The following is an 18,713-nucleotide window of genomic DNA, read 5'->3' as shown; positions in this document are numbered from 1 at the left end:
CCAGATTCATTCATGAATTTTAAGAAGTACTGAATTAAAACCCAATAATTGTATTATCTCCTATTTGATCCTTTTTCGCAGTAAAAAAATGGACTATGCCCGGCGTCGATCTTCATGTTTCGCAAGGCTTCCCGTACCAAAAAGACTGCCGTTAATCGGGCAGTCTCAAGTCGGTTTAATCCAAGTTGCTTTTCTATATCATTTTTGGGTCAGATCCGAAGCCTGCCGAAACCATTCCTTTACGGCATTAGCCTGGCCATATTCCAGGAATATGGCTTTGAAGCCGCCCCGATTCACCATCAGCCTCGCCCGAACGGATAACAAGGACTTGCTTCGCTGTCTTCGGGTAGCAACCGTATCCACTGTGACCACATGAGGCCGGCGCATCAGCGCTGTTCTGCGGGAGATGGTCCGGTGGCGAAGGGTTAGCAGCTTGCCCTGAATGCTCAGCCCTTCATCCTTGAAGCACTCGTATCCCCAAACGGCACATAAGGGAATAAGGAGAAATAGAAATGCACCCATCGGGCCCAGAAACACCGTCCCCGCTGTTCCCAGCAGGGCTGCACCAAGCAATTTCCAGCGCAGGAATAACCAGCGGGCTCGATCCGGGGGTCTGTTAGCGGGTGGCTGCATGACGAATTGCGGTACAATTCGGGCAAGCAGCTCATTGACATCGCGGAGCGGCAGCAGTGGATGAAGCATCATTTTTTTCTCCGTCTCTGAAGTCAAAACAAAAATCTCCACCTCGGCATAACCAAACGGCTGTCGCAGCAGTCCCTCCCTGATCTCCACCGCCTGGACCTTCCCTGGTGAGAACACATGCTTCTTTCGGTCGAGCAATCCGGAAACAATCGTAATATTACCGCCTTCCTGCTCCACCGTGAATCCGGCATACTTAATCGTGAACAGGACAGCTGACAAGATCCAGGCCAGCAAAAACATGACAGGAACAAGTCCGAGCCACCAGATCGCTGGCAGCTGCCCAGCCCGCTCAACCAAGCTGCTGTAGAAGTGCGCAGGGAGCAGGTCATCCGCGAAGGAATAAACCCCAGTTCCGAATACGACGACGAGCGGTAGATTCATCGTGGTCAGCGCTCCGGCAAACAGTCTTCCGGCTGACAGCCGCAGCAGAACCTCCCGTTCTGGCTGCATAATCGGAGCGAATGCCTGGATGTGTTTCTCCTTTTGCTCAAGAGATTCTCCCTCTTCATCGGAGTTAAGATCTTCAGCATGTTCTGCTGAGAGAGGTGCTTCCGCTTTCTTCACAGCCTCGTTGCGCTTCTGATATAACCACTGCTCTACCCGCTCTGCTTCCGCAACCGCGAGAGCGGGTAGTACACCATCCGCCTCTTTGCTGCCGCCCGGCGTCTCAATCTTGAGCTGTGCCAGCCGGAGCAAGCGCTGAATCAGAGGCTGCTGTGTCTGGATGGAGTGAATACGGCTGAAATAGATCGATTTCTCCTCCCGGACAAAGATGCCCTGACGCAGCACAATACGATCTTCCTGAAGCGTGTAGCTGAATTTACGCCATTTAAACCACCCATACAGAATAAAAGGAAGCGTAAATAGAACAAGGGCAGCAGCATAACCATACCAGGGAAATTTGCTCCAGTTCACGCCTTTGATGATGAGTAGAACGAGTATGGGAATGATGGACTTCATTACGCTAAAAAAGGGAAATAACATGTACAGCTTATGTAGGTGCTTGGGTTCATTCATCGGGATCTTCCACCTTCGCCAGATGTCCGATACTGCGCTTTAATTGCTCTGCTTCCTCTCTTTCCAGTCCGGCGATATGGAGTGTGGCTGCGGCAGTAACGATGCTGACCTTGGCAAGTCCATACTTTCGCAGCAGCGGACCGCTCTCCAGTTCCACCTGCTGTACACGCGTCATTGGCACAATCGTATCCGTATGCCATAACCAACCGGAATGGATTTCCACTTCATCCTCAGCCACCCGAAAACTAAAGTGTCGGTGTCGTAATCCCGGCAGGATCCAGGTGTACCAGATCAGTGAAATGATAAAAAGCCCTAATCCAATCCAGCCTGGCCACAGCACCCAGTCTCTAACCCATGCGATCATCAGATATCCAGCGGCCAAAAGAGTCAACAGCCCATTGACCATAAGGGCCGTCAGGGCTGTAGCTTGTTTGGCTTTGGGGTGGAGACGTCGCAGTTCTCCGTTGTTAACCTCTCTGTAATCCATTGCGTGACTCACACTCTCCTACCATTCAAAATTAAGGCTGATTGGGAAGCTTCAGATCCTTCGCCCAAGCCTGAAGCTTCTCCTTCGTCCATTCCTCGTTCTCACCCATGATGGAGTAACGCAGCCCATTTTCAGTCCATGATATGTTTCGTATGCTCTTCATATACGAACCCTCGGTATCCCGAACCTCCACTTTGGACTCATCAGGCAGCAGTGTATCATCCACATTTTCATCCGGCGCCTCGAATACGGATAGACTCACTTCAACCTTGTCGTTGTTGACGTAATACAAGGTCACTTCATCCCTGCCAATCTCTCCACTTGATGAATACATTTCCATCCGAGACAGCTCCAGCTCACCGCTCATATCCTGTAAAAAGGGTTGGCCCAACGCTTGTTCCGCTTCTTCCAGACTCACTTCCGAACGCTGGCTCAGATCGTTCAGATTTTTCACTTCCACTTCTTCGGGAATGTCGATTACGAACGTATCCTCCGAAAATTCGGGATCATATTGAATCGGATCATAGACCATTTCTGACTTTTCATCACCATATGTGCTAATGACTTTAACAATCATCCACGTTTTGGGGTCAACCCAATATTCGGAGGAAATGGATAAAGTGCCACCCTCTTTTGGCATCAGCTTGATGTGAATGACTTCCTGTCCGTTAAGCTCTTCCTGTCCCATCATATCCACATCATGGGAATCCCGCAACCGTTCCAGCTGATCCACCAGCATCTGCTTTTGAGTCTGTTCTGGCTGTTGTCCCATGGCAGATACGTTCATCGAATACGCCGTGCCGGTTTCTTTTTCATAAATGGTGATGTCCGTTCCGTTATTAACGGCGTAGCTGATATTGCCATTCTCCTCGGTTTCAGTGCGCTTACGCCCGGTCTCTCCATCGACCCATTCCTTAATGTGCATGGTGTGACTCAATTTGTCATCCGACCACACTTTCATTACACCTTCAGCATAGTACGAAGCGGGTTTCGTTTCTGCAGTGACAACCTTCTCGATCATCTCATCTCCTGACAGGCCAACCAGATCCTTCTCAGCGCAGCCTCCGAGCAGTGACCCAGCAAGTAGCGCCGTACCGAGCATCATCCACCCTTTTTTCATCATTATCGTTCATCCTCTCTCATTGGTTTAAGGGCATTACATCTCAGGCAATCGGCATGCAGCCAGCGTGCCGTATCCTTCCGCCGACCACATGCGCATCTCACCTCCATGCTTGATGGCAATCCTTTTGGCTATGCTTAATCCGAGACCCGAACTGCCCGCATACGCCTTCTCTTCCTGATTCTGATGCTGCACATAGGGCTCGAAAATACGATCCAGCTGTTCTGCAGGAATAGCAGTCCCTTCATTTTGCACCAGAATTAATGTTGTTCCCGTTCTGTACTTATCCAGCTCCAACGCCAGTGTTGGAATAACCCATTCCGGTAGCGGCTGATCTGAAGCAATCACACCCAGACCCATCAAACCGTTCTTGCTTGTATGACGCAGTGCATTGTTGATCAAATTATCTGTCAGACGCATTAGTTGTTCGGGATGAAGCCGGTAAAGGTGATCCGTGCGGACAACCGCTCTCACCTCAATCTGTCCACGCTCGGCAAGTCCCCCGTAACTTCCAAGCAGCATATCGAAGAACTCTTCTCCTTCCACCTCAACCATGGCCATCTCCAATTCACTGGAACCCAGCGCCGTATACATTTCAAGTTCACCAATCATGTGTTTCATCCGTTCTACATTACCAAACAACACATCCCGGTAGTCCCGTCTCTCTGACGGTTCCAGCGGAGCATCCACACTGAGTGCCTCTGCGTAGGCACTGATGGACATTAATGGCGTCTTCAGATCATGAGACAGCGAAGCGACCATGAGCTCTTTCTCTTTTTGCTCCTTCTCCACCTCTGCCTGAGTCTGCTTGACTTTCTCCTGCATTGCATCAAATTGCTCCAGCAGCATGCCCATTTCATCCCGACGTACCGGTACGTTATCCACGGGAACCTCCCCCCGTGCAAATGCATGCATTCGGCCCATCAGATGTCTCATCGGACGGAAGAGCTTTCTGGATAGCAGCCAGAGCACGGTGCCGTATAACAGGATAAAGAAAACACCAGCGAACCCAACGACCCAGGCTGTCCGAACCGAGATGCCCTCCAGCCACTCTCCGCGAAGCATGGTAATCTCGTAAATGCCAATCAGTTCACCCTTTTCCCATACCGGCTTTTTCAGCGTAAACGTGCGATGACGAATCTGCATGTCGTACAGATCACGATATAGCTCCGAACCCCTGACAGTATAAGCTCCGGCAGCCCAGGTATCCCCGCCGGATGTATACACCCGGATCCCTGAAGGCAGATAGAGGTCAACGTTCAATTGATCACTAGCCAGCCCGGAGAGCGAAGCATAAGCATCCGAAGATTGCAGACGGTACAGGTCCGGATCGGACAACCTCTTTTCAATAGGAGCCAGCCGTCCGGTTAACTCTACATATTCCGCTACGGAGCGCTGGTCGTTATAGTAGTTGTACAGGGAGAATAGTGCCCAACCTGCAGCGACAGGAAGCAGCATCACAATGAGAAAAGCAACCATCAGCCAGTACTTCAGCTTCATTCTGCTATATCTCCTATAAATCGGTATCCGCTGCCCCACACGGTCTGAATCCAGCGTGGTTGATGTGGTTCGTCGCCCAGCTTGGCCCGCAGGCTTTTTACATGCACGGTAACCGTACCTGAGCTTCCTGCTACCGGCTGGTTCCACACATGTTCGTACAGCTCCGCTTTGGTGAATGCACGGCCCGGATGAGAGGCGAGCAGCGTGAGCAGGGCCCATTCCTTGTTCGTCAGCATGACATCTTCCCCGTGAACCTGCACCTGTTGTTTCAATGGGTTGATTGACAAGCCGTCGTTGTACGCTTGATGAGTCGCTTCCGGCTTGATGCCCTGATATCTGCGATATCTGCTCAGGTGGGCTTCAATGCGTGCTGTAAGTTCCGCCAGGCTGAACGGCTTGGTAATATAATCGTCAGCGCCCAGACCAAGACCTCTCACCTTGCTCTCCTCTTCGATGCGTGCACTCATCATGAGCAGCGGAACGTCGCTGATCAGCCGAATATTTTTACATACCGTGAACCCATCCATCTCCGGCAGCATCAGGTCGAGCAGGACCAGCTGATAGGTCCCCTTCCTGAAATCTTCCCAGCTCTCCAGGCCGCTCGAAGCCCAGGTCACCTCATATCCCTCACGCCGAAGATGGTCCATCAAAATGCGGGCAATTTCCGGATCATCCTCCACCAGCAATATGTTCACGTTGTCTCTCATCGCTGCTTCATCCTCCCATGACTGTATTGTAACGAAATACATCTTTCTCTCCGCAGAATTTATACTTTCTTCATAAATGCATTCTTGAATCAAGAAGCTACGAGTACGCAAAAAGAGCCCCCTGAGTTCAGGACGCCCCAATTATATTGGTTGAAGCATGTGGTCGTAATGTCGTGATTACTATATTAAATAACGATCTTATAATTCATAGAAAATACTGTGGTTCTCGATGTAGGGTCTGCAATATTTGCTGCAGAGCTTCGGCATCCGATCCTTCATCCATTCATGTCTGGACTCGTTGGCCATCTGGAAGGCATAATAACCGAACGTAAAAATGAGCATGAATCCTTCCATCAGCCTGATCTCTTGTTTGGTGAGCGGAGCTGTTTGTTTGGTATAACCCGACAGAAAGATATCCCGTTCCTCCCTATTGAAGATCAAGGCCGCACCTGCAGCATCGAAAAGATAATAGCCATAACCATATAAGCAAAAGTCGATCATGGAGATTCCCTGTTCAGTCATCAGCAGATTCCCCCGGGTAATGTCACCATGAATCACTCCCCATGTCTCTGGGCCAATAGGATATGCTTCCAGCTGGTTGTTGATATTCCCAAACGTCTCACGTATCAAGGCAAAGTCCTCAAGTGTAAATATGCCCAATGTGACGCCTTCCTCAAGCTGCTCAAGCATGTTCAGATTTTCTTCGATACTGCCATATGATGGACGGACTTCAGTCTGGCCTGTCCAGCCATCCTTCGCTTCGAGTCCGGCGCCGATTATATCAGGCGTATCCTGCATACGATCATAGTGGTGAAGTGTCTGCATCTGTATCCCCAAGTCATGAATCTGCTCTCTTGTCAGCTGCTCCCCTTGCTGAATGTCCCTGCCTTCAATCCATTCCAGCATGGTGCAGCAGATTTCCTCCCCGCTTTCCAGGAAGCAGACAGTAACCCAATCTCCCGACAGATTACGAACAGGGTGCTGCACGCGTAACGCAGTCGTTGAATTTAATTCATGAAGGAGATTCATCTCCGCTTCCAGCGCTGGACGTGTATGTTGAATACCGGTCATGCTTGCATAAGCAGCTTTATGTATACGCAGCAGATACTTCTGTCCACTTGCTTCGTCCATAATATGATAGGTCAGATTCTCATTGTGACGGATAAAGGAGGCCGCGGGCTTCCTTACGGGATAGCGCGTTATTGCATCCGCTACCAAGCTGTCCATGAATCGTTCGTGGTCCGTTGTTATCATCAACATCTCCTTCAGAGTCCTAGATATCCAACTTGTCATCATCTCTACCTTCAGAAACATAGATCTGTGCTACTCATCATCTTGTAACTCTGGTTATCGTAGCATGATTGTTTTTGTTATGGCAAACTCTACCATTCCTAAAATATAAAAAGCATAACCCCAAACGTCGTCGTTGGGAGTTATGCTTTCTTCTCTGTTTATTGCTTTATATTATACTCCATCCAATGTCATGCAATTTCCTTAACCGAAACGTCCCATAATGTACTCTTGTGTCAAACGGTTATCGGGGTTGGTGAAGATATGTTCTGTATCCCCGTGCTCAATCATGCTTCCCAGATAAAAATACGCTGTATAATCCGAGATGCGTGCTGCCTGCTGCATATTATGGGTTACGATTACGATTCGGAGATCCTTCTTAAGCTCGGAAATGAGCTCCTCTACTTTACCCGTTGATACCGGGTCCAGCGCGGATGCCGGCTCATCGAGCAGCAAAATCTGAGGATCAACCGACAAGGCACGTGCAATACACAGACGCTGTTGTTGTCCACCAGAGAGAGACAGGGCCGATTCATTCAGTCGGTCCTTCACTTCATCCCACAGCGCAGCGCGGCGCAAGCTTTTTTCCACAATTTCATCCAGTGCCTTCTTGCCTTTGATACCGCGGTAGCGGGGGCCAAACGCGATATTGTTGTAGATGGACTTATGAAATGGGTTTGGCTTCTGCCACACCATGCCAATTTTCTGGCGCAATTTGATCACGTCGGTGCCTGGCTCGTTCAGGTCTTTACCATCCATCCAGATGTGCCCCTCTGTGCGGGAACCGGAAATCTCATCGTTCATGCGGTTGAGGGACCGCAAAAACGTGGATTTACCGCAACCGGAAGGTCCGATCAGCGCTGTAACGCTGGCTTCAGGAAACGCGAGGCTGATCTGCTTGACTGCCTGGAAATGCCCATAATATATGCTTAACTGTTCCGTACCAAAAGGTATGGCCATGTTGGTTCCTCCTTATTTCGAAGCTGTCATGCGGCGGTATACAACCCGGCCGATCCAGCGTGCACTCAGATTGAACGCCAGTACAAGAATAACAAGCACCGCAGATGCTCCAGCTGCCACTTCCTTGGAATCTGGTCCAATGCCTTCACTGTTGACTTTCCAGATATGAACGGCAAGTGTCTCTGCCGGACGGAATGGGTTAAGCGGCGATCTTGGGCTTGTCGGATTCCAATCCGTGAAGTCCAGCGGCGGACTGCTCATCCCTGCTGTAAACATCAGGGCTGCCGCTTCACCGAAGATCCGGCCGGAAGCCAGGATTGTACCTGTAATCAAGCTTGGCAGCGCCACAGGCAGCAGGATCGACGTGATGATTTTCCATTTGGACAGACCCAGTGCCAGGCCCGCTTCCTTCTGTTCCTTCGGAACGGCCCGGAAAGCCTGCTCCGTTGTACGTACCATGAGCGGCAAGTTGAATATCGCGAGCGCCATGGCACCCGAGATCAGGGAGAAACCAAGACCGAACGTATTCACAATCAACAAGAGACCAAACAAACCGATAACGATCGATGGGAAGGAAGACAATACCTCAACAACCAATCGGATAAAACTTGTAATCTTGCCTGGCTTCGCATACTCCGCCATATAGATTCCTCCGCCCCAACCGAGCGGAATGGTGATAATGAGCGTTAAGATCAACAGGAAGATGGAGTTAAAGAGCTGCGGTCCAATCCCGCCGCCCCCTTTGAGCAGCTGCGGTGCACTCGTCAGGAAGTGCCAGTTGATTTGCCCTACTCCCCGGAACAGGATGAATCCCAGCAAACCGAGCAGCAATACCACGATGAACAAGGCTAAAACAACTATGACGGATGTAGCAATTTTATCGACCGTTTTTGCCTTCATTTTCATACCCGGTTTCTCCTTTCGAGCAAACGAACCAGAATGACGAATACAAACGTCATCACAAGCAGGACAAGCGCCATACTCCAGAGTGCATTATTATGAACCGAACCCATCGTGGTGTTACCCATACTCAGGGTGATTACACTTGTTAATGTAGAAGCAGATTCAAGCAAGGATGTCGGTACATGCGGTGCGTTACCGATAACCATCTGTACGGCGAGTGCTTCACCGAAGGCACGAGCCATCCCCAGAACGATCCCTGTCAGCAAGGCTGGCAGAACCGTTGGGATAATAACGCGGTAGATCGTCTGCCAGCGCGTAGCGCCCAGAGCGTAGGACGATTCACGCAAACCTTTGGGTAGAGCAGACAGAGCATCGGCCATAATGCTTGTTACGGTAGGCAGAATCATTACGGATAGAACCAGACATCCGGCTGCAATCCCGATGCCGGCTCCGCCGAAGATGCTGCGCAATAGAGGCACGATAACACTCAGACCGATAAAACCGTAAACGACAGACGGAATACCCGACAACAATTCAATGGCAGGCTGCAGTATCTTTTTCCCTTTACCCGGCACGATCTCCGTCATAAAGAGTGCCGCACACAAACTGAGCGGGCTTGCAATCAGAGCGGCCAGCAGGGTGGTTGTGAAGGAACCGGTGATGAACGGTAATGCTCCATAGGCTGCTGGTTCTGATGATGGACTCCACGTTTTGCCGAACAGGAATTCACTCAGGCTCACACCATCCTTAAAAAAGGTGGAGAGACCCTTGGACGCCACAAAATAAACGATGGAAAACATGACAACGATCAACAATACGACACAAATCGACGTATAGATCCGTCCTGTCCATTCTTCCCAGAAATGTTTCTCTCTCAAGGGTCGGCGTGACTTGATCTTGCTGTTCATTACCGTTCCCCCTTCGGTCTGTTCCATAACAACCATCCTTCTATAATAGAGTAATGTAAAATATGGGATTATTTCATTCAAAAACCGCGTAAAGAGGCAGGACCTTAGTCCGCCTCTCTCGCTGTATGCGCAAGTTCAAAGATTATTGAGTCAAGTTACCCGCTGCATCGCGTTTTACTTTCATGCCGGATACCGGAATGTAACCCAGTTCCGTTACATCATTTTGTTGAATTTCGTCACTCAGCATGTAGTCGAGGAATGCTTTTGTAGCTGCATCCGGCTCACCTTTTGTGTACATGTGCTGGTAAGCCCATACTGGATATGTTCCAGCTTCTACGTTCTCAACGGTTGCTTCAACGCCTTCGTACTTCAGTACTTGCAAGCTGTCATCGAGGTAAGACAGTGCCAGGTAACCAATTGCTCCTGGAGTCTCGGATACAAGCTTCTTCACTGTACCTGAGGAATCTTCTTGAATGGAACCTTGGATATCTTCTACTTTCGTTCCCAGAGCGAAGTTCTCGAATGTTGCACGAGTACCAGAGCTGCTTGGACGGTTAACGATAACGATGGCTTGGTCTGCACCACCAACATCTTTCCAGTTTGTAATTTTACCGGAGAAGATATCGATCAATTGTTGTTTCGTCAGATCTTCCACACCTGCATCTTTGTTGCTTACTGGTGCGATCGCTACTACTGCTACTTGATGATCAACCAATTCTTTTGCTTTTGCTTCATCTTCCAGCTTCTCTTCTGCAAATACGTCGGAGTTACCGATTGTAGCTTGTCCGTCGGATACTTGAGTCAGACCCGTACCACTACCGCCACCTTGCACTTGCACTGTTACATTTTTATATTCATCAACTGCCATAAATTTTTGTCCAGCTTGCTCTACCAGAGGTTGCAGTGCTGTTGAACCAACAGCCAGGATATTTCCGCTAAGCTCAGCAGCTGCTTCGCCTGATCCTGAACCATTGCTTGTAGCGCCCTCTGTACCAGCATCATTTTTGGATCCGCATGCTGCGAGTACCAGTACGAACGTTAAGGTCATCAAAATAAACGGCAACTTTTTAAACATGTTTTGTTTTCCTCCCCCAATGTAGTGATGGCGTTTTGTGAATTTGTTTGTTCACCATCAACTCTTTTATCATTGTAGTTTCGGTATGTCATCTCAAAATCAATGTTTTGTAAACGCAATGTTAAAATTGTGGGCGGTGTTTTGAAATATATGGAACGCAAAACAACACCGTAAGCGACCGTTCCGGTTCCGGATCGTTCTTCCGATCGCTGTATTGGCTCGGCCTCACGTAAATTACATCGTGCCACTACGCTGACAGAACAATCTTCCGATCGCTGTTATCCCCGGATTTCATTAATTTTTCCCTTTGGTAAAAATCCGGTGATAAAGGCGAGCGCTTCGCTTCTACAGATTATTACTGTCCTCTCCGTTCCAATGTAATGTTAAAAACTCCAGGCCGCAGACGGATGCTCCGCTTCTTCAGAATCGATTCCGTTCCCTCCACTGCCTCGGTGTTATTTGGTCGCTTCCAGACGTTTTAATCTACCGCCTGGGGAGAGGTGAGAAAATACAAAAGACCAGCCAATAATTGGCCGGTCTATTATTAATGGTTAATTAGATGTATTTAAACTTGATATATAGAAGAAAATAAAAAAACTGCCTCCTCTCAAGTGCAAGGCACCAGAGCAAAAGCAGCCTTTCTACTAATTCAAAATCCACAGCCACAGGGCCAGTCCAGCCAAGGTGATTAACAATGTCGGGATCGTCAGGATTACACCTGCCTTGAAATAATATCCCCACGTAATCTTTACACCCTTCCGCGACAACACATGCAGCCAGAGCAATGTGGCCAGTGAACCGATTGGCGTCATTTTGGGACCCAGATCAGATCCAATCACGTTAGCATAGATCAACGCTTCTCGAACAATGCCTTCGGTATGTGCATCCTGGATCGCCAGTGCGTTAATCAACACGGTTGGCAGATTGTTCATCACCGATGATAATACTGCTGCGATCAATCCCATGCCCACCGATGCAGCCAGCAGGCCATGCTCTGCTATGGCATCCAGCCAGCGGCTCAGATGATCTGTCAATCCGGCATTACGCAGTCCGTATACGACGATGTACATGCCTACCGAGAAGACCACAATGGACCAAGGTGCTTCCTTGACAACACGTTTCAGGTCAACTGCTTCACTCTTTCGTGCCAATATGGCAAATAGCAGAGCAACGGCGCCCACGATAACCGATACCGGGACCTGCAGAAACTCACTGGAGATATAAGCTATCAAAAGCAGCGCAAGCATATACCAGGCAATACGGAACATCCGCGGATCGCGAATGGCTTCCCTGGGATCGCGAGCGGCGGAGATGTCGTAGCGATGAGGGATACTTTTACGATAAAACAGATACAGCATTCCTGTACTCGCTGCAATGGAAAAGAAATTGGGAACCATCATCCGCACAGCATACTCCACAAACGTAATTCCAAAATAATCGGCTGACACAATATTCACCAGATTACTGACAATCAGCGGCAGTGACGTGGTATCGGCAATAAACCCGCTTGCCATGACAAATGCCAGTACCATGCGTTCATCGAATTTCAGCGCACGCACCATGGCGAGAACAATCGGAGTCAGAATAAGCGCCGCACCATCGTTGGCAAATAAAGCAGACACTGCTGCTCCGAGCAAAATGGAGTAGATGAATAATCTGCGTCCGTTCCCTCCAGCGAGTCTCGCCATATGAAGTGCAGCCCATTCGAAGAATCCAGTCTCATCCAGAATTAGTGAAATCATAATGATGCCGACAAATGCCAGTGTTGCATTCCATACGATGGACGCCACATCGGAGGCATCATTCATACTGACGACACCACATAGCAAGGCGAGCACGGCTCCACCTGAAGCAGACCAGCCAATACCCAGTCCACGGGGCTGCCAGATCACCAGCGCAACGGTTAATACAAAGATTAGTATAGCTACGTATGTCATAAATCCTCCTGTACCTTCACCCTATTACTACTATTATAAATACACCGCAATCTAAGAGAAAAACCAACGATATAGTTATACAGGGCAACAGGAGGATTGTCTATCTTTATTTTATTCTATGAACAAGTATTATCACCAGGTTATGCCTGGTCCTTGTTCTTCGGCGTATCTTCCACCATTTTGAACATGCCCAGCAGGCCTTGCAATTGTTCCGCCATACTATTCAGATGTGCTGATGACGACGCAATCTCTTCTACAGATGCCAGCTGTTCCTCAGAGGAAGCCGATACGGATTCCGTATTCGCAGCACTCTCCTGGGTTACGACAGAAATATCATTCATGGCTTGGGCAACACGAGCCGCTCCTTCTTCCAGCTGCTTCGTTGTTTGAGACAAATCATCGAGCGTATGGGCTGCATCTTCAACGGCCACACGAATCTGTGCAAATGACTGACCCGAAGTATTTACTGCCTGAATGCCATCCTCTACCCGGGTCTGGGCGGCTGTCATGGCATCCATCGCGGCATCCATATCCAGACGGATATTATGAACGAGTTCACCGATTTGTGCTGCAGAGCTGCCGGATTCTTCCGCCAGTTTCCGCACCTCACCTGCTACGACTGCGAACCCACGACCAGCATCCCCCGCTCTCGCCGCTTCAATGGACGCGTTCAGTGCAAGCAGGTTGGTCTGTTTGGAAATGGTGGCGATGACATTAACCATGTTTCCGATTTCTGTCGACCGCGCATTCAAGGACTGAACCACCACCGCCAGCTGTTCCACCGTCTCCTGAATGCTGCTCATCTGATCCATGGCCTGTCCCGCTGCTTCATTACCGGAATAAGCTGCTCCGGATGTATTCCGCATGTTCTGCGTAATGGATTGCACACGTTCAGACATCATGCGGACATCTTCGGCCATACGACTCATCTGCTCCGATCCGCCCGTCACGCTCTTCACCTGCTGCTCTGCACCTTCCGCAAGTTCCTGAATGGAAAGTGTCGAGTGCTCAATGGCTTTGGTCGTTTGCTCCGCACTCGCCGACAGTTCCTGAGAGGAAGCCGATACCTGCTCCGTCGTCTCCTGTACACCCAGAATCATCATTCGAAGGTTATCTACCATCCGCTCAAAATACTTGGCGAGATCACCGACTTCATCTTTTCGTCCGGTTTCCATCTTGACTGTCAGATCCCCTTTGCTTACCGCACGAGCAGACTCCTGGAGACGTCGGATTGGACGCAGCATGGAGCGTGTAAACCAGATAATGAATATTAGCGTGAGGAAGGTCGCAGCCAGAATGACGATTAAGGTTGCCATACGAATGTCTTTACTGGCATGAGACAATTCACTTTGGAACATCGTTCCGCCAATCTTCCAGCCCGTAGCTTCATTAGTAGAGAAGATCATCATTTTGGAATCACCATTGTAGGTGTAATCGAACGATCCCTCTTGTTCTGCAAACATGGGGTCCAAAGCCTCTGACGTTTCGTGCGTGCCAGATTCCACCACAGGTGAGGAGATATAATTTCTCTCCGGATCCATAATAATAACGTATCCTTCCTTGCCCACCTTAATGGAAGCCTGTTCGCTAAGTTCCGTTAGATCCAAAGACAGACCTACTACACCAGATTGATCTTCCAGTGTTTTGGATATAAACACAACCGTTACTCCATCCGTATTCTTGGACACGGCTGACACAGCGGGATTGCCCGGGTTGGCCATCGCAAGCTTGTACCATTCACGCTCCCTTGGATCATAGTTGGACCCTTGTGCACTGCCGGTTTTTTCTTTCCCCCTAACCATAGTCCCATCTTCAGTTCCTACAAATATATTCAGCGCATCAGGATGCAATCCGACATACTGCTGTAGTTTCACTTCCAATTCAGAAAGGCCACCATCCCCGCTAAGCATGTCCGTCCGAATGGATTCGGCAAAATAATTGATATCGTGAATCTTCGCATTGACATGGGTTTCAATAATTGAATTCGTCGTGCTTACACTTTGTTTGGCACTATCCATCAGTTGACCTTCTACCGTGCGATCGGCAATCAACAGTGTGATCATTCCAATGATCAAACTGGGCACCAGCAATACGGCCAGAAAGGATACCAGCAATTTATTTCGTATACTCCAGACAAAGCCCTTTTTCTTGTTCTTCTTTTTTGCTTTATTTTCTTTCTGTTTGACTGGTTTGGCAGCTTTTTTCGCTTGCCCTTGGTCCAGATTCTCCCCCATCTGCTTCTCCCCCTCTAAAAAGTTCAATCTGTCTTTGTTCGTATGTAGGACCCTCTCCATGTCTACCTTAACCCTTCTCTTCATACCAAATCTTCGCATAGGGTTATCTTATATATCGGCTTAAGTCTAAATTTATTTGATTACAATAATTCACATGACATGTCAAACAAGCCACTCCGCTATTGGAAGTGACTTGTTTATATGTACATATTAGAAAGGCATTTATCTAGGCAGATGTTTGCCCGTATGGGCCCTGTGGCGGCTTGGGCGAAGGTTTGCCAAAGTAATATCCTTGAGCCAGCTCGATCCCTATGGAGCGACAAAAATCGAATTCCTCCATGCGTTCGATGCCTTCAGCAAGCACACGTCCCCCGAATCGGCGTGACATCTGCACAATATCGATAATTTGCTGTTGTTTCACTGGGTCACGATCACACTGATCAATCAGACTGCGATCAATTTTGACAAAATCAGGCTCCAGCCGATTCATCAATTCAATGGTCGAATACCCTGCCCCAACATCATCCAGTGCTACCGACATTCCACGGGAACGATACACCGAAAAAATATGCTGGAGAATGGACATATGCTGGATCTGTTCCGTTTCCACAACTTCAAACACAAAATCCTGGGGGTCCAGTTCCAAGCGCTCAATCGCTTCAAACGTATGGGTCAGGCAAAATTCAGGATTGTATATAGAGGAGGGCAGAAAATTCACAAAGCGCTTAACACCATGAGGCAAAAAAGCTGCACTTGTTTCGATTGCTGTGATTCTTGCGGTCCGATCCAAAAAGGAATGTAAACCCGTGTCCCGGGCAACCTCAAACAAGTTATACGGGCTAAATGTCTTGCCATTTTCGGAAGGTCGAAGCAAAAACTCGAATCCGACAATCTGTTCATTTGCATCAACAATAGGCTGCATATGACTGCTGAATTGATTGTTCAAAATAATCGATACCAGATCTGCATGCTCGAATCGAGATTTCATCATCTGAAGACTAATCCAGCCTGCTTGATCCGCCTGTTCATGCATTGGAGTTACCTGTACTGTAATGGATTCTGGGCGGATGACTTCGAGCTTCTGTATGGCTTCCAGCCAGTTTTGTACAGATTCGGCATTCGTATAGTTCGTCCATATCGCTTCATCCGAATGTTCAACTTGCACACCCAACGTTCTCAGCAATTCCAGCAAAACGGGGAAAACGGGACGCAGATACAGAGTACCTTGATCCTCAATTGGATAGATTGGACTGCAGCCACTGCAATTCATGTAGAACCCCCTTGCCGGTTTATGTTTCTATTTCAATTAATGTAAAATGGTATATACCCAAAGTTTGTAAATATTATAGCATGGGTCATAAAATTAATCTCTAGTGTTTTAATGACTTCCGGTATGAACGTTTTTGCTACAGTCTTAAACATTTTTGCAGAAAAAAAGACCGCCAGTCTGTTGACTGTCGGCCTTCATTATCCGCTATATATTAAGAAGCGGGAATTACGATTTTCTGTCCAACTTTCAATTGATGTACATTTGAAATTTTGTTGGCTGTGGCAAGCTTGCGCCAGTCCACACCATATTTCAAGCCGATGCGGTACAGGTTGTCCCCTTTTTTCACCACATATACCACTTTGCCGCTTGCTGGTTTCTCAGGTTGCGGTTGCGGTTCTGGTTTTGGTTTTGGTGTTGGGGCAGGTGTTGGTGCTGGAGCAGGCTTCGTTCCCGGTTCAGGAGTCACCGCGGCTTCTCCAGTCAATTTCAAGCCATACTCGGCAAAACCTTCGTCATTCGTACCAATGAACGACATTGCCGGGTTAGCTTCAACCAGCGCTTTGGCATCCGGAGAAGACGCAAACACAACTTCAAGATCGTTCAGTGCTGCTGCAGTTACACTTGCAGAAGGCTTAATTGGTGCCAGTGACCAGTTGCCATCCGCAGCCGGATTGATTGTTTTGTTATCACGGATGTAGTCAATGATGACTTGACGGTTCTCGTCCGGTGCTGCCAAAACGATACGTTTACCATCCGGATTGGCCAGTTTGGACGAAGAAGCACGATAGTTATTCGTTGCCACGATAAACTTTTGCTCCGGATCAATCGGTTTGCCATTGAAGCTCAGGTCCTTGATCCGGCTTGCCGATGCATTCACCACGGTTGCTTTGGAATCGTATTTGGCAGGCTGAGTCACATCGATTTGATACGTTACACCATCGATAACATCAAAGTTGTACGTCGGGAAATCCATGTTGATCAGCTGCTGCTGTCCACCCTTAGCCGGGTCGATCTGATTGAACTGGCCTGCAGACCATTCCAGCCATTCCTTGATTTCAGCACCGTTAACCAGAACGGCATGAACCGTATTCGGATATACGTACAGATCCGCTACGTTTTTGATCGCGATGGTGCCTGCAGGGATATTCGTATAGTACGAAGCACCTGAACGACCGCCTGCTTTAAATGGAGCTCCTGCAGACAATACCGGGATATTTTCATACTCGGTTCCTTGCATGTGTTTCTCCACATACCATTTCTGAGCATTCGTCACGATCTGAATGGATGGATCGTCCTGTACCAACGCGAAGAAGCTGTTGATTGGAGCCGTTGTCTCTCCGACCGGGCCACGTACATAGTCAAGCGTACCTTCGTGCTCTTCATGAACCGCATCGATGATCTCCTGATCTGCATCAACCAATGGCTTTTTGTTCGCAGTGTCATAGATTGGACGTGCTTCTGTCGCGGAATCTACCACTTTCCACTCTCCATCCACCAGTTCCAGATCAAGATCAATGATTCCGAGATGATCACCCCAGAACCCTGGCTCCACCGCTGGAACGCCATTGATGGTGCCTTTTTCAAGATCTACTCCCTTTTTGCCTTCAAAATCAGCACTTGGAAATACCTTGTGGGCATGTCCAAACAGAATCGCATTAATGCCCTCTACCTGGCTCAGGTACAGCACCGAGTTTTCCATCAGATCCGTTTGAGGGATATCTTCAAAACCGGAGTGAGGAATGGCAACGATAATATCTGCACCTTCAGCCTTCATTTGCGGAATGAATTTCTTGGCTGTAGCAATAATATCCTTGGCAATGACTTTGCCTTCCAGATTAGCACTGTCCCACTGCATGATTTGTGGCGGCACGAATCCAATAACACCCACTTTGATCGTGTGCTCTTTGCCGCTCTCATCCGTTACTTTTTTGTCCAGAATTTCATAGGGTGTGAAGTAATTCTTGTCGTTCGTTTCATCGTCATCACCGTCATCTACATAGACATTCGCATTAATATAAGGGAAGTTGGCGCCCTCCAGCGTCATGTCCAGGAAATCCAGACCATAGTTAAACTCGTGGTTTCCGATGTTACCGGCATCATAATCGAGCAGGTTCATTGCTTTATATACAGGGTGAGTCTCACCCTTTTGAAGTGGATCGATTTTGGCTACATAGTCTCCGAGCGGGTTACCCTGAATCAGGTCACCATTGTCGAACAACAGGCTGTTCTTCGCTTCATCACGGGCTTTTTTGATCAGCGTAGCTGTTTTGGCGAGTCCATATTGATCGGTCTCTTTATCGGAGTAGTAGTCGTAGTTAATCAGATTGTCATGAATGTCCGTTGTTTCCATGATCCGCAATTTTACTTTGGCAGCATCTGCAGCCGATACAGGTACCGGAAATACTGCAAGCACGTTTAATGCAACCAAAGCGGCAGTCAGGCTTGATAATACTTTTTTGTTCTTTTTCAAAATAACCCCTCCCGGTTATGTACATTGAATCATGCCATAGTGTGCAAACGAATAGGCGCAGAAATAGCATAGATTTCATGGGTTGTGCGTGCTAAAATCACGGTCTTAACCAGCTGAATTCAGGTTAGTTTAT

14 protein-coding genes are annotated in these 18,713 nt (G+C 48.5%); all 14 read right to left on the bottom strand.

From position 1 onward, the window contains the following. Nucleotides 1-198: 198 nt before the first annotated feature. Nucleotides 199-1,719, bottom strand: a complete 1,521-nt coding sequence (locus tag AC3WQ3_RS11285) for a PH domain-containing protein (protein ID WP_492472305.1) — start codon at nucleotides 1,717-1,719, stop codon at nucleotides 199-201. Next, nucleotides 1,712-2,206, bottom strand: a complete 495-nt coding sequence (locus tag AC3WQ3_RS11280) for a PH domain-containing protein (protein WP_492472304.1) — start codon at nucleotides 2,204-2,206, stop codon at nucleotides 1,712-1,714. The genes AC3WQ3_RS11285 and AC3WQ3_RS11280 overlap by 8 nt, the downstream gene beginning before the upstream one ends. 31 nt (nucleotides 2,207-2,237) lie before the next feature. Then, a complete protein-coding gene (locus AC3WQ3_RS11275; RefSeq protein WP_492472303.1) occupies nucleotides 2,238-3,326 on the bottom strand; it encodes a LolA family protein in 1,089 nt (362 codons plus the stop codon). 36 nt (nucleotides 3,327-3,362) lie between these two features. Continuing rightward, nucleotides 3,363-4,826: a sensor histidine kinase gene (locus AC3WQ3_RS11270; protein WP_492472302.1), complete on the bottom strand. Its 1,464-nt coding sequence runs from the start codon at nucleotides 4,824-4,826 to the stop codon at nucleotides 3,363-3,365. Next, complete coding sequence (locus tag AC3WQ3_RS11265; protein ID WP_492472301.1) at nucleotides 4,823-5,533, bottom strand: response regulator transcription factor; 711 nt, start codon at nucleotides 5,531-5,533, stop codon at nucleotides 4,823-4,825. Before AC3WQ3_RS11265 ends, AC3WQ3_RS11270 begins: the two co-directional genes overlap by 4 nt. A gap of 198 nt (nucleotides 5,534-5,731) precedes the next feature. Beyond that, nucleotides 5,732-6,787 carry a phosphotransferase enzyme family protein gene (locus tag AC3WQ3_RS11260; protein WP_492472300.1) on the bottom strand — a complete coding sequence of 352 codons (1,056 nt, stop codon included), beginning with the start codon at nucleotides 6,785-6,787 and terminating at the stop codon, nucleotides 5,732-5,734. A 240-nt stretch (nucleotides 6,788-7,027) separates the two neighbouring features. Continuing rightward, on the bottom strand, nucleotides 7,028-7,783 hold the full coding sequence (pstB, locus tag AC3WQ3_RS11255) for a phosphate ABC transporter ATP-binding protein PstB (protein WP_095291715.1): 756 nt from the start codon (nucleotides 7,781-7,783) through the stop codon (nucleotides 7,028-7,030). A gap of 12 nt (nucleotides 7,784-7,795) precedes the next feature. Further along, nucleotides 7,796-8,683 carry a phosphate ABC transporter permease PstA gene (gene pstA / locus AC3WQ3_RS11250; protein ID WP_095291810.1) on the bottom strand — a complete coding sequence of 296 codons (888 nt, stop codon included), beginning with the start codon at nucleotides 8,681-8,683 and terminating at the stop codon, nucleotides 7,796-7,798. Nucleotides 8,684-8,685: 2 nt separating this feature from the next. Continuing rightward, nucleotides 8,686-9,621: a phosphate ABC transporter permease subunit PstC gene (gene pstC, locus AC3WQ3_RS11245; RefSeq protein WP_236146679.1), complete on the bottom strand. Its 936-nt coding sequence runs from the start codon at nucleotides 9,619-9,621 to the stop codon at nucleotides 8,686-8,688. A 115-nt stretch (nucleotides 9,622-9,736) separates the two neighbouring features. Next, nucleotides 9,737-10,669: a phosphate ABC transporter substrate-binding protein PstS family protein gene (locus AC3WQ3_RS11240; protein WP_153976682.1), complete on the bottom strand. Its 933-nt coding sequence runs from the start codon at nucleotides 10,667-10,669 to the stop codon at nucleotides 9,737-9,739. A 644-nt stretch (nucleotides 10,670-11,313) separates the two neighbouring features. After that, nucleotides 11,314-12,606: an arsenic transporter gene (locus tag AC3WQ3_RS11235; protein WP_492472299.1), complete on the bottom strand. Its 1,293-nt coding sequence runs from the start codon at nucleotides 12,604-12,606 to the stop codon at nucleotides 11,314-11,316. A 140-nt stretch (nucleotides 12,607-12,746) separates the two neighbouring features. Next, the gene (locus AC3WQ3_RS11230; protein WP_492472298.1) at nucleotides 12,747-14,840 is read right to left on the bottom strand and encodes a methyl-accepting chemotaxis protein; all 2,094 of its coding nucleotides are present in this window, start codon (nucleotides 14,838-14,840) and stop codon (nucleotides 12,747-12,749) included. 226 nt (nucleotides 14,841-15,066) lie between these two features. Next, a complete protein-coding gene (locus AC3WQ3_RS11225; RefSeq protein WP_492472297.1) occupies nucleotides 15,067-16,110 on the bottom strand; it encodes an EAL domain-containing protein in 1,044 nt (347 codons plus the stop codon). A 211-nt stretch (nucleotides 16,111-16,321) separates the two neighbouring features. After that, complete coding sequence (locus tag AC3WQ3_RS11220) at nucleotides 16,322-18,580, bottom strand: bifunctional 2',3'-cyclic-nucleotide 2'-phosphodiesterase/3'-nucleotidase (RefSeq protein WP_492472296.1); 2,259 nt, start codon at nucleotides 18,578-18,580, stop codon at nucleotides 16,322-16,324. Nucleotides 18,581-18,713: the final 133 nt, after the last annotated feature.

The sequence above is a fragment of the Paenibacillus sp. FW104-T2 genome (assembly GCF_058789975.1).
This window is presented reverse-complemented; position numbering and strand designations above follow the sequence as displayed.

Bases quoted from the DNA above. Each gene is read 5' to 3' on its own strand.
- AC3WQ3_RS11230 (WP_492472298.1), bottom strand. From the start codon at position 14,840: ATGGGGGAGAATCTGGACCAAGGGCAAGCGAAAAAAGCTGCCAAACCA.
- pstB (WP_095291715.1), bottom strand. From the start codon at position 7,783: ATGGCCATACCTTTTGGTACGGAACAGTTAAGCATATATTATGGGCAT.
- AC3WQ3_RS11265 (WP_492472301.1), bottom strand. From the start codon at position 5,533: ATGAGAGACAACGTGAACATATTGCTGGTGGAGGATGATCCGGAAATT.
- AC3WQ3_RS11235 (WP_492472299.1), bottom strand. From the start codon at position 12,606: ATGACATACGTAGCTATACTAATCTTTGTATTAACCGTTGCGCTGGTG.
- pstC (WP_236146679.1), bottom strand. From the start codon at position 9,621: ATGGAACAGACCGAAGGGGGAACGGTAATGAACAGCAAGATCAAGTCA.
- AC3WQ3_RS11260 (WP_492472300.1), bottom strand. From the start codon at position 6,787: ATGATAACAACGGACCACGAACGATTCATGGACAGCTTGGTAGCGGAT.
- pstA (WP_095291810.1), bottom strand. From the start codon at position 8,683: ATGAAGGCAAAAACGGTCGATAAAATTGCTACATCCGTCATAGTTGTT.
- AC3WQ3_RS11240 (WP_153976682.1), bottom strand. From the start codon at position 10,669: ATGTTTAAAAAGTTGCCGTTTATTTTGATGACCTTAACGTTCGTACTG.
- AC3WQ3_RS11280 (WP_492472304.1), bottom strand. From the start codon at position 2,206: ATGGATTACAGAGAGGTTAACAACGGAGAACTGCGACGTCTCCACCCC.
- AC3WQ3_RS11275 (WP_492472303.1), bottom strand. From the start codon at position 3,326: ATGAAAAAAGGGTGGATGATGCTCGGTACGGCGCTACTTGCTGGGTCA.
- AC3WQ3_RS11285 (WP_492472305.1), bottom strand. From the start codon at position 1,719: ATGAATGAACCCAAGCACCTACATAAGCTGTACATGTTATTTCCCTTT.
- AC3WQ3_RS11270 (WP_492472302.1), bottom strand. From the start codon at position 4,826: ATGAAGCTGAAGTACTGGCTGATGGTTGCTTTTCTCATTGTGATGCTG.
- AC3WQ3_RS11225 (WP_492472297.1), bottom strand. From the start codon at position 16,110: ATGAATTGCAGTGGCTGCAGTCCAATCTATCCAATTGAGGATCAAGGT.